A 14,739-nucleotide genomic window follows, 5' to 3' on the forward strand; every position below is an offset into this window, starting at 1 on the left:
ACCGAAGGAGATATTCCATGAGCCCGTCAACTTCAGCGGCCCTGGCGCCGTCGGACTACAAGGTTGCCAACATTTCCCTGGCGGCCGCGGGGCGGCACCAGATCCGCCTGGCGGAGTTTGAAATGCCGGGGCTCATGAGCCTTCGCACGGAATATCGGGACAGCCAGCCGCTCAAGGGCGCCCGCATTGCCGGCTCACTGCACATGACGGTTCAAACTGCTGTGCTCATCGAGACGCTGACGGCGCTGGGCGCCGAGGTCCGCTGGGCCTCGTGCAACATCTTCTCCACGCAGGACGAGGCCGCCGCGGCGGTCGTGGTGGGCTCCGGCACCCCCGAGAACCCCACAGGCGTTCCCGTGTTCGCCTGGAAGGGCGAGACCCTGGCGGAATACTGGTGGACGGCCCAGCAGATCCTCAGCTGGCCCGGGGCGGACACGGATCTGGCCAAGGGCCCCAACATGATCCTGGACGACGGCGGCGACGCCACCATGCTGGTCCACAAGGGCGCAGAGTTTGAGGCGGCAGGGGCAGTCCCGGACGCCACCGATGCCGACTCCGAGGAAGGCACCATTTTCCTCTCCGTGCTGCGTGAGTCCCTGGCGCAGGACCCGCAGAAGTGGACGCGCATCGCGGCGGAAATCCTCGGCGTCACCGAGGAAACCACCACGGGTGTGCACCGCCTGTACCAGCTCGCGGCAGAGGGCAAGCTGCTGTTCCCGGCCATCAACGTCAACGACTCCGTCACGAAGTCCAAGTTCGACAACAAGTACGGCATCCGCCATTCCCTGCCCGACGGGATCATGCGCGCCACTGATGTGCTCATTGGCGGCAAGGTGGCCGTGGTCTGCGGCTACGGCGACGTGGGCAAGGGCTCGGCGGAGGCGCTGCGCGGCCAGGGGGCCCGGGTCATCGTCACCGAGATCGACCCCATCTGCGCCCTGCAGGCCGCCATGGACGGCTACCAGGTGGCGAAGCTGGAAACCGTGCTGGAGCAGGGCGACATCTTTGTCACCACCACGGGCGGCCTGGGCATCATTTCCGCCGCCAACATGCTCAAGATGAAGAACAAGGCCATTGTGGGCAACGTGGGCCACTTCGACAACGAGATCGACATGGCGGGGCTGGCCAAGCTCGACGGCGCGGTGAAGGTTGAGATCAAGCCGCAGGTCCACGAGTGGGTCTTCGATCAGGGAACAGCCAACGAGCGTTCCATCATCGTGCTCTCGGAGGGCCGCCTGCTGAACCTGGGCAACGCCACGGGGCACCCGTCGTTTGTCATGTCCAACTCCTTCACCAACCAGGTGATTGCGCAGATCGAGATCTTCACCAAGGTGGGCAACGGTGAATACGGCAAGTCCGTGTACGTGCTGCCGAAGATCCTGGACGAGAAGGTGGCCCGCCTGCACCTGGATGCGCTGGGCGTGGAGCTGACCGAGCTCAGTGCCGAGCAGGCCGCCTATCTGGACCTTGACCCGGCTGGCCCGTACAAGCCCAGCCACTACCGCTACTAGGGCCCGGCCATGACCGAGCCCTGGGAGCAGACCGGCACGTTTGTCCGGCGCCGCCGCGCCGAGAACCCGGGCCCCATGACCCTGGACGGCACCAACTCGTACGTGTTGCGTGCGCCGGGTTCCGCTGGCGTGGTGGTGGTTGACCCCGGGCCGCTGCTGGAGGGGCACCTCGCTACATTGGCCGCGGCCGGCGCCGTGGAGCTCATCCTCATCACGCACCTGCACGCGGACCACACCGGCGGCAGCGCCCGGTTGCACGAGCTGACGGGCGCGCCCGTGCGGGCTGCCCTGCCGGAGTTCTGCCACGGCGGGGAACCCCTTGGCGACGGCGAACTCATCCATGCGGGCGGCCTCACCGTCACGGTGCTGGCCACGCCCGGCCACACGAGCGACTCACTGTGCTTCGCCGTCTCGGCGGCCGGCCCCGATGGCTCGGTGGAGCACGTGGTGTTCACGGGTGACACCATCCTGGGCAGTGGCAGCACGGTGCTCGACTACCCTGACGGGAAGCTGGGGGACTATCTGGACTCGCTCGCCGCGCTGCGCCGCTGGGGGATCACGCACGGGACGGCAGGGAACCCGGTTGCGGCGCTGCCCGGGCACGGGCCGGTGCTGGCGGACCTGGCCGCGGCAGCGCAGGCCTATGAGGCGCACCGGGCCGAGCGGATCGCACAGGTGCGGGCCGCCGTCGAACATTTGGAAAAGGCCGGCGCGGGGGAGCCAACTGCCGAGCAGGTGACGGCGGCCGTGTACGGCGACGTGCCGGCGAATTTGCAGGGCGCGGCGCGGCTTTCGGTCGAGGCGCAGCTGCAGTACCTGCGCGGCTGAAACAATCCGCGCGGCCCCGAACCGGACTCCATAACAACCCCGTAACGGCGGGGATGTTTGCCTTACGGCGGCGGAAGCGTGGCCGAACGTGACGTAAAATAAGTAGGTGGTGCACTTCGCGCCGACGCCAAGGACCTTGAATAAGTCCACCGATTGGGGAGTTCGCATGGCTGAGTTGCAAGAGACCAAGAAGCGCCGCAAAGGGTTGCGGGTCGCGCTGATTTCCTTGGTCGCTCTCGGTATGGCCGTCACGGGCACCGGCTGCAGCGTCGTCGCCAACAACGCAGCCCCGGGTCCGGCCACCTCCACGGCGGCACCTTCCACCACCCCGCCGGCCGTCCCGGCCACCATCGCCGTCAACACCAAGGACGGCGCCACCTCCGTCAACCCGGCAGGCGAGATTGCCGCCGAGGTCACCAACGGAACAGTGGCCACCGCCATCCTGAAGGAAACCACCAGCGGCGAAAACGTTGCCGGCGACCTTGTGGTCAGCGGCCGGAAGTGGATCAGCAAGGCTCCGTTGAAGTTCGACACCGCCTACACCTTCGACGTCACGGCGGCCGACGCCGGCGGCACCAAGACCACCAAAACCACCAAGTTCCACACAGTTCCCGCCTCGCATGAGGCCGACGCCGTCATGTACCCGGGCGCCGATGAAACCGTGGGCGTTGCCCAGCCCCTGCAGTTCGTCTTCAGCGAGCCGGTGGTGAACAAGGAGGCCGTGGAAAAGGCCATCAAGATCACCACCAGCACGGGCCAGCCCGGCGCGTTCCGCTGGTACTCCGACACGCTGCTGCGCTACCGTGGCGCCGAATACTGGCCGGCCAACTCCAAGATCAACGTGGACATGAAGCTGTTTGGCATGGACATCGGCAACGGCATGATCGGCAACTTCAACAAGAACTACAACATCAACATTGGCAACAAGGTTGTGATGGAGGCCGACGCCGCCGCGCACAGCGTGAGCATCCTGGTCAACGACGTTGTAGCCCAGACATTCCCGGCCACCATGGGCGACGAGGCGTTCCCCTCGGCCTCCGGCTTCATGGTGGTGACCAACGACAAGCAGCGCTACGCCACGTTCAAGGCCTCCACGATCGGCCTCAAGCCGGGCGACCCCGGCGACTACGGCTCGGTAGACGTCGAATTTGCCACCCGCATGGCCAACAGCGGCATCTTCATCCACCAGGCCACGCCGTCGGCCATGCCCTACCTGGGTGTCGCCAACCTGTCCCACGGCTGCATTGGGCTTTCCGCCGAAGGTGCCGGCTGGGTGTTCAACAACATGCGTCCCGGCGACATCGTCCACACAGTGGGCACCCCCAACGAGACCATCGCCCCCACCGACGGTTTCGGCGACTGGAACATCCCGTTCGAGCAGTACGCTTCGCGGTAACGAACACGGGAAATTGCCGGTCCCTCACGTAGCATCAGCCGTATGATCACTGTGCTGCGGGAACTCTGGACTGACACGCCCATTGCCTTTTGGCTGGTGCTCGCGGCGGGTCTGTACTACGTGGTGATGGCGGTGCGCCTGACCATCGTTGACATCAAGCACAAGCTGCTGCCCAACCGCATTGTGTTCCCCTCGGCGGGCATCGCAGGGGTGCTGTTGCTCTCGGCCAGCCTGTTCATGCTCGACGGCGGCACCGCCTTGCGCACTGTCCTCGGCGCCGTGGTCATGTGGGCCGTTTACGTGGTGCTGCGGTTGATCTCCCCGTCCAGCATGGGCTACGGCGACGTCAAGCTGGCCTTCGTGCTGGGGCTGTACCTGGGCTTCATTGGCTGGTCGGCTGTATTTTGGGGGACCGTCCTGGCATTCCTGTTTGGCGCCGTCTGGGGGCTCGCCCTCATCGTGACACGCAAAGGCACCGGCAAGACCCAGATCCCGTTCGGACCCTTCATGCTTGCCGGTGCCTTGGTAGCGATGGTGGCGGGCTAGAGACCGCCGCTAAACATCTTCACGATGCCGATGACGGCCGGGCTGAGGATCACAATGAACAGCACCGGGAGGATGGTGAAGATCAGCGGGAAGAGGATCTTCACCGGGATCTTCATTGCTTTTTCTTCGGCGCGTTGGCGGCGCTTGATGCGCAGCTCGTCTGCCTGGGTTCGCAGGACCTTGGAAATGGAGATGCCGTACTTGTCCGCCTGGATGATGGCCCGAACGAACGTTTTCAAGTCCTTGACATCAGTACGTTCCACCAGTGCCAGATAAGACTCCGCACGGTTTCGGCCCATCTGGATGTCTTGCAGGGTTCGTCCCAGCTCATGGGCCAGTGGCCCCTTGCCAGTTGATGCGGCCCGTGCCATGGCCGATTCAAAGCCCAAGCCGGCCTGGACTGCAATCAACATCTGGTCCAGGGTGTTGGGCAGCTCCATAGTTATGTTCTCTTGGCGGTCCTTCGCCCTGGAATCGAGAAGAACGTCCGGCACAAAATAGGCCAAAACGGTGGCAACGATCAACAGGACAAACCCCAATTTTCCTGGAGCCCTCACAACAATCAAGAGTCCCATAAGAAAGATTGAAAGCGCCAGCAGCGGCTTAATGACCAGCAAGCGTTCCAGCGGCATCCCGGCCGGCCTGCCGGCACGGCTCAACAGCCTGAGCAGCCAGGCAATGTAGGACTTGGGAGCCAATTTGCGGCCCAGTTCATTCATTCGTTCATTGCTGGTCTTGGCGGATTTTGCCTTAATGGCAGAAGGGCCTTCCACAAGATTCTGGCGGATCTGTTTGCGGGTGCCGGTGTCGGCCGCCAATGTGGAGAACAGCAAGAATGAAAGTGGAAGGGTGATCAGCAGGACAGCGAGCAATGCTATTGGTGACATGACATTCCCCTAGAACTTAATCTTGACAACGGCTCGGAGCCACAGTCCGCCGAGCCCCATGAGAACCAAGGACACTACGAGCACAACAAGACCGAATGGCGATTTGAACAGCGGGGCAAAATAGCTGGGGCTGATGAGGGCCATGGCTGTTGAAAGGACGACCGGCAGACAAAACAAGACCAGCGCAGATGTTCTGCCCTCCGCACTGAGGGAATTCACTTGCCGTCGGATCTGGTTGCGGTCCCGGATGGTGTTGCCCACGTGGTCCAGGACTTCCGCCAAGTCGCCGCCCACCTCGCGGTTGATTTCAATGGCTTGGGCAACCCAGCTGAAATCTTCGCTGTGCATTCTTGCCGCAGTCGCCATGAGGGACTCTCCGGTGTCCCGCCCAAGCCGCGTTTCATTGACCACCCTGGCCAATTCTTCGGACATGGGCGCGTCCGAGTCCGCGGCAGCGGCGTCGATGGCATGCATCATGCTGTGTCCGGCGCGCATGCCGCCGGACAGCAGTTGCAGCGTGTCACCAAGTTGATCGTCAAAGGCGGTCTGCCGGCGTTCGGTGCGGAACTTGAGGAAGGCCCAGGCCAGGAGCGGGACCACGCCCAGCGCCAAGAATGCCAGGATTGGCAGTTCCAACAATGTCAGCATCACTGCTGAAAGCGCAGTTACCGCGGCCACCCATATGATGAAATCAGCCGGCCGGGCCTTGACCCCGGCCAGTTCAAGCGTTGTGCCAAGGCTGTAGCGCACGCCTCGTCGCTCAAGGAGGCCGTTGATAGCTTCAGTGGCGGAACTGGTTGCCTTGGAAAGGGTTCCGGCGGCAGCATCACCTGTTCCTGTCGCCTTGATGGTGACAAGCTGGGAGCGGGGAACCTTGCTCTGCCGTGGCCGGAACACCACAAACAGTGCCACCAGGAGGGCGGCGAGGCACAGAAACACCCCCAACAAGATGACTCCGGCATTCATCGTGGGCTCCTGGAGGTGGGAACGTCGAAGATGCTTGGGGAAATCTTGATGCCAAGTTCCTCGAAGCGCTCCACAAAGCGTGGCCTTACGCCGGTGGCAACAGGCCTGCCCAGGAATCGGCCGTTGGCATCCACGCCCGCCGAATAGTCGAACAGGAATGCGTCCTGCAGGGTCACCATGTCGCCCTCCATTCCCTGGACTTCGGTTACGTGTGTGACCCTGCGCGTGCCATCGCGGAGGCGGGTGATTTGGACGATCAGGTCCACGGCAGAAGAAACTTGTTCCCTAATGGCTCGCAGGGGCAGTTCCATGCCGGCCATCATGACGAGTGTTTCCAGGCGGGCGATGCAGTCGCGCGGGGAGTTGGCGTGAACGGTTGAGATGGAGCCGTCGTGGCCTGTGTTCATGGCCTGGAGCATGTCCAGGCTTTCCCCGCCGCGGACCTCGCCAACCACAATCCTGTCGGGGCGCATGCGCAGCGAGTTTCGCAGCAGGTCCCTGATGGCGATTTCACCTTTGCCCTCAATGTTGGGGGGACGGCTTTCCAACCGGATCACATGCTCCTGCTGCAATTGCAGTTCCACGGAATCCTCGATGGTGATGATCCGGTCGCCTGGGGGGATGAAAGAGGACAAGACATTGAGCAGGGTTGTCTTTCCTGTTCCCGTGCCGCCGGAGACGATGATGTTCATGCGGGCCCACACGCACGCATGGAGCAATTCAGCCATTTCGGTGGACAGGGTGCCGAAATCAATCAGGTCCTGGACGGTCAACGGCACATGGCTGAACTTGCGGATCGTCACGGTGGGGCCATTGACCGCCAGCGGCGGAATGATCACATTGACACGGGACCCGTCGGGAAGTCGTGCATCCACCAGGGGGGAGGACTCGTCGATCCGGCGGCCTACCTTTGAGACAATCCTGTCAATGACGCGCCGCAACGTGGCTTCATTGCTAAACCGGAAATGGGTTTGTGAGATTTGGCCCTGCCGCTCAATGTAGATGGGGTCGGTCCCATTTACCATGATCTCGGTGATGGTGGGGTCGTCCAACAGGCGCTGAAGCGGACCATAACCCAGAACGTCGTCCGAGACTTCCTTGATCAGTCGGCGGCGTTCTTCTTGGGAAAGAGCTGCCTGTTCGTCCTGGATGATGCTGGCCAATTCCTCAGCGGCAAGCTTGTTCAGCTCTTCCTCAGCCATGTTTGGATCGCTCAACCGAGCACCCAGCCGCTCGAACAGGGCCTCGGAGGCGCGCTGCTTGAGTCCGGCCAGGCCGTCAGTGAGCGGGCGGGAAGGGTCCGCCTCCAGACTGCCTCCGGGTTGGCCCGGACCCTGTGGATTGGGGGGAAGCATCAGGCCGGGATGCGTGTACTGTGCCGGTCCCGTGGATTCCACGGGGGGCTGGGGTGCGGCATGGCTGGGCGACGCGCCGCGAACTGCGGCCAGGCGTTCCGTGAGGTTCATGAGATGACCACCCTCCTGTGTACTTGCTTGTGCGGTTTGGATTGGCTTGCCGGGTCAAACCGGGCCACGAGCTTGCGCAGGCCCTTGGCTGCTGCATCACGGACATTGTCCTGCAACAGCGGAACGCCCCTGTTGGTGGAAAGGGGGATGGTTTTGGACCTGGGCAGGATGACGTCCACGGGGACGCCTATCGTCTCCTCCACGTCCTGGACCCGCAGGCCGCTGTACTTGTCGGCGAAATTCAACACAACATGGCGTCCGGGCGGCAAAAGGTTGATCTCGTGAAGAACTCCCAGCCCAGCCCGCAGTCCCTTGATGCTGGGGATGTCCATTCCACATACCCAAACCACATCAGTGGCCTGTTCCAAAGTTGCAAGCACATGCTCTCCCAGGCCGGGAGACGTATCCACCACAACAAAAGCAAACTCGGAGGCCAACTGGGCCAGTACATGCCCCACCTGCTCGCCGGAGATGTGTTCCGAATCGGCCGGATTTGATGGGGCAGCCAGCACGTAGATGCCTGCCGGGTGAACAGTTAGATACGCTTTCAGCACCATGGAGTCGTTGGCTGCTGAGCCCCCGACGGCGTCGGAAAGATTGTGTTCCGGGTTGAGCTGCAGCCCGGAAGCCACATCGCCAAACTGGACATCGAAATCAACCAGCACCACAGACATCGGAGCAAACTTGGCCAAGCCAATTGCCAGATTGGTGGCCACGGTAGTCTTGCCGACTCCTCCCTTGGGCGACATGACGCTGATAATCCGGCCAGTCTGGCGCTCCGGCTCATTGGGCGGGACCAAGCCCCGCCGCCGGCTTGCAGCAGCGAGGCAGGCCCGCTCCAGCATGACCCGAATGGCGTCGGCGTCGGCGTCGGGGCTCAACAGGTCCCGCACACCGCTGCGCATGGCCTGCACCGCCACTTTTTCTGTCGTTTCATGGACCAGGATCACGCTGATTTCCGGGTACATGAGGTCGAACACAGAAGCCAGCTTGATGGCCTTGTCCACGGGGATGCCGGGCCCCAGAACCAGAACCTCCAGTGGCTCTCCGGTCTGCCGGGCCAGGATTTCCTCGGGGCCTGCCGGGAAGGGGACGCTGGGGATTGACTGTACATTTCCCGTCAGGGTCCCTCCCGCCGCAGTCCTGAGCTTGCGTTCAAACTCTGGAACAGTGGTGACCACATTGAAGCGGCTCATTTGAACACATCCCCCTTGAAGAGCGGTGCCGGAGTGTTGCCTGCTGTTGTAGCTTCCTTGGCGACCCAGATGTGGCCGAATTCGGCGGCATGGACGAGTTTGATGCCGTCCGCCGGAGCCAAGGCGACCGTGACCACCCAACTGTCCGCCGCCACCGTCTTGGGTGCCAGGCCGGTGTCCGGCGACGTTGATGTCCCCGGGGCCTCAGTCTGGGTCTGACCCGATGCCTGCATGGAGACCACCAAGGCCTTGCGGAGCGTCAACTTGCTTGCAGGTACCTCTGCGGTCCCCGGTTCGATGCCGGCGTTGTAGGACAAAAACAAGGCTGCGTAATCGCCTGGTTGGAGTTGTCCACCTACCACGCGATCGGAGGTGACGGAGAAACTGAGTTGCTGCATGGTGTCCGGCACCTTGACAGGATTGGAACCCTTGAATGTGGCAGCATCTGAAAGCCGTGCCGCCGAGAGCTGGTCTCCGGGCAGAAGTGGCATGGCCGCGACCTTGCCCTCAACATCCCCCAAGTTGGCAAGGGCACCCTCAACCACCATTGCGGCGGGTACCTGCTTGGTTTGCACGGAGTCACCGAATTTGGATACTTCGGTCCCAGCTGCGATGTCCTTTGAGACGACAAGGACCTCTTTGGTGTCGGTTCCAGCCATCGCTCGGCTGTCGGCACCGCCTACATAGTTAACCAGCAATACTGTGCCAATAATGGCAAGGAGGATAGCTGCAATGCCCCCCAGAAGGCGTGCTTTCACGGTACATCTCCTTCAATTTGATTATTTGATGAGTTTCACTTGAGTGAGGCCATACTCAGTGGGTCCGCCCCAGGTGAAACCGTCCTCGAAACTGATTTGCTTGGTGAAATGGCCGTAGAGGCCTTTTACCCCGCTCCCAAAAGACCAATTCTCTGTACTGGAGGGGAAATTCCAGCCTTGGATAATGAACACTCCCCATCCCAAAATCTTGTATTTGCCGCTGGCGCCGGTTCCATCGGCGAAACCAAATATTGGCACCAAGACGGTTTTGCCCTTGAGCGAGGGGACAAACAAGTCCTTGCAGTCCTTGGGAATGTTGATTCCCGTGTCGGAGTCAACCCAAGGATCAGAAATTGTGATGTTGGGATGGCATTCACTCGTGGCGTCGAGCCAGCCGAAGCCGCCCGGCATGTTTAGGCCGGCCGAAGGATTCCAGGAATCACACTTGACTTCCTTGTCAGGCCCGCTCTTCTTGGTCCCATGAGAAATAAGCAGCCTGTCGGGCGGGCCCATCGGGTGTTTCACAGGATCCAGTTCGCAGGCTCCGAAGGTCAACGGCAGAATGGGGGCCCCGGATTTGACGCCGCCCCAGGAGGCTTTGGCCACGGCCTTTATTTCGGCAGTGTCAAAACCTGTAAGGGTCGCCAGAGGAAGGGACAGGAAATGCTTTCCGCCACTGATGGTTGACGTTGTTGCCGTGATGACGCCAGCGCTGTTATTCAGAACTACTTGGCTTTCGTCGTCGTTTGAATTGCCGTTGGCCAGATTGTGGGCGATCAACTGCTGGGCTGAACCCAGACCGCTTCCGGGGCAGGCGCTGGGCGTGCCGACTTTCTTGCCGCAGTCGCCGGCGACCGCCATTGCCGCTGCATCTGCACCGTTTTGGAGCTGGGCCTTCTCGGCGTAGGCTAGGCCAAAGTCAGCCACCATGGCCACCATTACCAGCAGGACAACCATGCAGAGCGCAGTGAGCACCGTAATGGCGCCTCGTTCCTGGTTCTGGGAAGCAGCTGGGACGGACGTCCCTCGCTTGCCGAAATCTATCCGCCGCATCGCATGCTCGCTTTGCTGCTTATGGGGATGTCAGGAATGACCCAAAAGCCGGTCAAGTTGTATGAAACCGTAACCACCATGTCCAGATCCTTTGCACAAGAAGTCGGAGAATAGGAAAATCCGGCTGAATCGAGGCCAACAATGTTGAGTCGGCCCGCTGCTTCGGCGCTGGCCTGCGAGTTCTCCACGGCCATGCTGCGGGCTGCTGCCCGGGCTGCCTGCGTCAGGCTGATCTGGACGGAAAATGCGTGGCCAAACAAGATGATTCCAAAGATCAGGGTTAACAACAGCGGTACGACCAAGGCAAATTCAACGGCCGCCGCACCCTTTTCCTTGTTTTCTGCATTCACGGTTCCCTGCACCCCCTTCGTTTCTTCATTACTTCAGGTGGGCCGCGGTGAAACGGTCCGGAAAGTCGTGTGGCTGGTGTGGCGAAACCCTCGACCACACCAGCCACACGGTACTGCGAGACTTCGGAGACTTAGGACGTCGGCCAACCACCAACGGTGGTGGCAAGTCCATCGAAGAAGTCGTTCAGGGCCCCGCCAAAGGCCGTGACACCGAGGATGAGTGCGAAGGCGATGAGGGCCACGAGGAGTGCGTACTCCGTTGCGGTTGCGCCGCGCTCGCTGTCGCCCTTGAGACGGTCGGCGCCGGCGATGAACATGGTCTGCATGGTTACGAAGAGCTTCAACATTTTGATGTTCCTAACATTCATAAGGGTGGATAGGAACCCAAAAGCCCGCGACAAAAGAACCAAATGGTGCGCTTGAAGTGAGACCTTCGGGCGAAACCCCGGTGAAATATTTCCCCCGGCTGATGACAACTAAACGTCACGCCGGCATACGGATTCTAGAGTGGTGACACTCTAATTTTCGAAGATTTTTTGGGGCGTCGGGATCGCCCAAATTTTCCGCTAGAAATCAGGGATGACCAGCGCTTTTGGACGCTGCACTCGAGTGGTCCCGGGGCTGTCACACGTTCCAAGTGCCGCAATGTGAAAAATAGACGATTTGCTACTTGTTTTTGTATCCGAGTACTCACTTTTCGTGCATGTGAGTATTGCCTTGGTGGTCCTGGGACCGCCAAGAGGCCTTTGTTTGCCTAGTTTTTGCCCACTCCATGGCGCTGCAGCTGGGCGCGAACGTCGGCGGCGCGGACGGCTGCGGCGTCCATTCGACGGAGCTCACGCTCACGGCGCTCGGCGATGAGGGACGCAAGAAAAACTGTCGGATCCGTTCCAGGTGCCGGCAGGGGAGCAACGAATTGGCTCGCCTCGGTGGCCAGCTCCACGCCCATGGAATGGCGGGACGCCGGCGCCATGGCCGCACCCTGCCGCAGGAACATGGAAATGCGGCGGGCCAGCGGATCCGGCAGCCTGCCGATGTCGGCCAGTGCCGCCCATGACGCCAGTTGCGGGGCTACGGAAACCTGCAGCGGCCTGGTCTTGGGCGCACGGTCGCGGATTGCATAGGTCCCGGCAAGCATGTCGCCAAGCCGCTTGGACTTCTCGTTGAACAGCGAGACCAGGCACGCCACGGACCCCAGTGTCATGTAGATCTCCAGCACAGCCAGCAGCGCCCGGATCATGGCGTGGCGGAAGCGGATGGAACCGCCGTCGTCCCGCACAATCCGCAGCCCCATGGCCAACTTGCCCAGGGATTTTCCGCGGCTCAGTGTCTCCACAGTTATGGGAACCACCACCAGAAGGCCCACCAGCACGGCAATCACAATGGCCCTCACGGCGGCCCCGTCAATGACAAAGGGAAGCGCGCCCAACAGCAGGATCAGGCCGATGCCAACCACCAGCGTCACGGCAACGTCAATCGCCGTCGCCAGTGAACGGGCGGCAAAGGAAGCCGGTCGGAGCTCCAGGACAACGGCTTCGCCGGTGATGATTGCGGACATGTTTTCAGTCTATCGACGCCGCACCCCTTGCGGACGCTAGGCTGGGTCGGATGGACATGGATGCGTTTACAACGGTGCACGGGCCCCAGTGGGAACGGCTAAAGGTGCTCGGCCGGAAGAGGCGCCTGGACGGGGCAGAGGCCGACGAACTTCTGGAGCTGTACCAAAGTGTTTCCGCCCAGCTCTCGCTCATTCGGTCCGTGGACGGCGAAAGTGCCCTGTCGGCCTCCCTCTCGGCAATCCTGGCCACGGCGCGCACCCGCTTCACAGGCGCCAGGTCCAATGTATTCGTGGACATTGCCCGCTTCTTCGCCATCTCCCTGCCCGCCGCGTTCTACCGCCTGCGCTGGCTGACGGTGGCGGTCGGCGCCGTTTTTACCCTGATTGCCGTGCTTTTCGGCGTGTGGACGGCCGGCAACCCCGGGGTCATGGCTGTCCTGGGCAGCGACGCCGATCTTCAGCAGCTCGTCAACCACGACTTCGTTGACTATTACTCGGAAAACCCAGCTGCCTCATTCGCCGGCGCCGTATGGACCAACAACGCCTGGATCGCCGCCCAGTGCGTGGCCTTTGGCATCACAGGCGTCTTCGTTCCCTATGCGGTGTTCGCGAACGCCCAGGGTGTCGGCATGACGGCCGGCGTCATGTTCGCCTACGGAAAGGGCGACGTCTTCTTCAGCTATATCCTCCCGCACGGCCTCATGGAACTGACGGCAATCTTCATCGCGGCTGCCGCCGGGCTGCGGATCTTTTGGTCCTGGGTCAGCCCTGGACCGCGCACGCGCCTAGACTCGCTGGCACGCGAGGGGCGATCGCTCATCACAGTCGCCGGCGGGCTTGTCCTTGTCCTGCTTGTCTCCGGCCTGGTCGAGGGTTTTGTCACGCCCAGCCCGCTGCCCGTCTGGGCCAAGATCAGCATCGGCGCACTGGTCCTTGCCGCGTACTGGACCTATACGCTGGTTTTGGGCGGCCGTGCCGTGCGCGCCGGCGAGGTCGGCGACCTTTCCGAGGACGACGCCGGAGCCTCCGTCCGCTCAGCCTGAGGCTTGCGCCGCTGGTCCAGCCTGTGCCGGCGGTCGATCCTGCCCCGTTGGTCGAGTTTGTCGAGACCGTGCCCCCGGTCGTCGAGCCTGCCCAAGCCACTACCGACGCCGCATCACTTGATGCTGGTTTTTTGCCAACGCCGCATCACCTTTGACGTGGAATTGGGTGTCCCTGTCGCCGTCGCTTCGACGCCGGGCGCCCCGGTGGTCGAGCCTGTCGAGATCCCTTTCCTGCCCCAGAACTCAGAAGAGGCTGCCTGAGGTGTTGAGCTGGAAGTACATGAGCCACGCAACTCCACCAGCAAGCAGCAACGTGTAGGCCCAGCCGATGATGACGGCTGCCAGGGCCAGTCCACGCCCATCCTGCCCTGTCCGCTTGATCTGGGCCAGGGCAATGTGGCCCATGACCAGCCCGGCAATGTTGACGAAGAAGACCGTGATGAAGGCTGCGATCGCTAGCCCGTTCGTCCCGGACGGTGCCCCGTACACCTGCTGGGAAGGATACGCGGCCAGATACGCCTTACGGGATCCTTGTTTCCGGCGCACTGCGCGGTCGACCATGCAGGCGATCCAGCATCCCGGGACAACGCTCACGGCCGTCACAACGGTCAGCCAAGCCAAGTGCCGTACCAAACGGGAGGATTCGCCGTCAGCAATGAACGCATTTTGCATTGCAACAACAGCCAGTGAGGCTATATCCGTGGTGTGCATGGCAACGAACAGGACGATGGTGGCCGTGCCGCCAGCCAGCACGCCAAAGATATGGCGCTGCCGGCCTACGGCCCAAGCGGCCGTGAAGAGTGCGAAGAACAGGAAGCCAAAATACTCCTGAAAGCCATAAGGCTGCATGGACCACAAGAGAATCTGCAGACCTGCCAGGCCAGCGGCCAGACCCCGGTGCCGGGTCGTGGCTGGCAGAACGAATGCCGCGAGGAGGGCCACCAGCAAGGGGATGCAGGCTGCCACCAGTGGGCGGTTCAGTTCTAGCGGATTGGCCAGTGTCAGCATGACCAGCAGCCCCAGCAGCACGGCCAGCGATTGGCGCAGCCGCCATGAACCCCACTTGAGTTGGACCAGCTTGCTGGTCTCCAGTTCCGCCGCCTGGGTGGGCCCGGCATGGAGATAGGGAAGTTTGGGAGGCGGAGGAGGTGCGTAATATGCCTTCGACGATGCCACGTGTC

At 62.0% G+C, this 14,739-nt stretch carries 15 protein-coding genes; 5 read left to right on the forward strand and 10 right to left on the reverse strand.

Annotated features, from left to right (window positions below):
- Nucleotides 1-17 precede the first annotated feature (17 nt).
- From ahcY to PCK14_RS09375, 4 genes are all read left to right on the forward strand, one after another.
- A complete protein-coding gene (ahcY, locus tag PCK14_RS09360; protein WP_269938205.1) occupies nucleotides 18-1,511 on the forward strand; it encodes an adenosylhomocysteinase in 1,494 nt (497 codons plus the stop codon).
- 9 nt (nucleotides 1,512-1,520) lie between these two features.
- Nucleotides 1,521-2,339: an MBL fold metallo-hydrolase gene (locus tag PCK14_RS09365; RefSeq protein WP_269938206.1), complete on the forward strand. Its 819-nt coding sequence runs from the start codon at nucleotides 1,521-1,523 to the stop codon at nucleotides 2,337-2,339.
- 166 nt (nucleotides 2,340-2,505) lie between these two features.
- Complete coding sequence (locus PCK14_RS09370; protein ID WP_269938207.1) at nucleotides 2,506-3,735, forward strand: L,D-transpeptidase; 1,230 nt, start codon at nucleotides 2,506-2,508, stop codon at nucleotides 3,733-3,735.
- Nucleotides 3,736-3,777: 42 nt separating this feature from the next.
- The gene (locus PCK14_RS09375) at nucleotides 3,778-4,281 is read left to right on the forward strand and encodes a prepilin peptidase (RefSeq protein ID WP_269938208.1); all 504 of its coding nucleotides are present in this window, start codon (nucleotides 3,778-3,780) and stop codon (nucleotides 4,279-4,281) included.
- Here the strand turns inward: PCK14_RS09375 and PCK14_RS09380 are convergent.
- The 9 genes from PCK14_RS09380 to PCK14_RS09420 form a co-directional block, all read right to left on the reverse strand.
- Nucleotides 4,278-5,168, reverse strand: coding sequence for a type II secretion system F family protein (locus PCK14_RS09380; RefSeq protein ID WP_269938209.1), 891 nt, complete (start codon nucleotides 5,166-5,168; stop codon nucleotides 4,278-4,280). The two genes, PCK14_RS09375 and PCK14_RS09380, sit on opposite strands and share 4 nt — an antisense overlap.
- Before the next feature lie 9 nt (nucleotides 5,169-5,177).
- On the reverse strand, nucleotides 5,178-6,134 hold the full coding sequence (locus PCK14_RS09385; RefSeq protein WP_269938210.1) for a type II secretion system F family protein: 957 nt from the start codon (nucleotides 6,132-6,134) through the stop codon (nucleotides 5,178-5,180).
- On the reverse strand, nucleotides 6,131-7,600 hold the full coding sequence (locus tag PCK14_RS09390; RefSeq protein ID WP_269938211.1) for a CpaF family protein: 1,470 nt from the start codon (nucleotides 7,598-7,600) through the stop codon (nucleotides 6,131-6,133). Before PCK14_RS09390 ends, PCK14_RS09385 begins: the two co-directional genes overlap by 4 nt.
- Entirely contained in the window at nucleotides 7,597-8,796 is a 1,200-nt protein-coding gene (locus PCK14_RS09395) for an AAA family ATPase (protein WP_269938212.1), read from the reverse strand. Before PCK14_RS09395 ends, PCK14_RS09390 begins: the two co-directional genes overlap by 4 nt.
- Nucleotides 8,793-9,554, reverse strand: coding sequence for a Flp pilus assembly protein CpaB (cpaB, locus tag PCK14_RS09400; protein WP_269938213.1), 762 nt, complete (start codon nucleotides 9,552-9,554; stop codon nucleotides 8,793-8,795). Before cpaB ends, PCK14_RS09395 begins: the two co-directional genes overlap by 4 nt.
- Nucleotides 9,555-9,575: 21 nt before the next feature.
- Nucleotides 9,576-10,607, reverse strand: coding sequence for a pilus assembly protein TadG-related protein (locus PCK14_RS09405; protein WP_269938214.1), 1,032 nt, complete (start codon nucleotides 10,605-10,607; stop codon nucleotides 9,576-9,578).
- Nucleotides 10,595-10,957: a TadE/TadG family type IV pilus assembly protein gene (locus PCK14_RS09410; protein WP_269938215.1), complete on the reverse strand. Its 363-nt coding sequence runs from the start codon at nucleotides 10,955-10,957 to the stop codon at nucleotides 10,595-10,597. The genes PCK14_RS09405 and PCK14_RS09410 overlap by 13 nt, the downstream gene beginning before the upstream one ends.
- A 131-nt stretch (nucleotides 10,958-11,088) precedes the next feature.
- Nucleotides 11,089-11,304 (reverse strand): Flp family type IVb pilin, encoded by a 216-nt coding sequence (locus tag PCK14_RS09415; RefSeq protein WP_269938216.1) that lies wholly within the window; start codon nucleotides 11,302-11,304, stop codon nucleotides 11,089-11,091.
- A 407-nt stretch (nucleotides 11,305-11,711) separates the two neighbouring features.
- The gene (locus tag PCK14_RS09420; RefSeq protein ID WP_269938217.1) at nucleotides 11,712-12,515 is read right to left on the reverse strand and encodes an RDD family protein; all 804 of its coding nucleotides are present in this window, start codon (nucleotides 12,513-12,515) and stop codon (nucleotides 11,712-11,714) included.
- A gap of 50 nt (nucleotides 12,516-12,565) precedes the next feature.
- Here PCK14_RS09420 and PCK14_RS09425 point away from each other — a divergent pair, with 50 nt between their 5' ends.
- Nucleotides 12,566-13,558, forward strand: coding sequence for a stage II sporulation protein M (locus tag PCK14_RS09425; RefSeq protein ID WP_269938218.1), 993 nt, complete (start codon nucleotides 12,566-12,568; stop codon nucleotides 13,556-13,558).
- Nucleotides 13,559-13,801: 243 nt separating this feature from the next.
- Here PCK14_RS09425 and PCK14_RS09430 read toward each other — a convergent pair whose 3' ends face one another.
- Nucleotides 13,802-14,734, reverse strand: coding sequence for a DUF4190 domain-containing protein (locus PCK14_RS09430; protein WP_269938219.1), 933 nt, complete (start codon nucleotides 14,732-14,734; stop codon nucleotides 13,802-13,804).
- Nucleotides 14,735-14,739: the final 5 nt, after the last annotated feature.

The organism is Arthrobacter sp. HY1533 (genome assembly GCF_027568515.1).
Classification (GTDB): Bacteria; Actinomycetota; Actinomycetes; order Actinomycetales; family Micrococcaceae; genus Specibacter.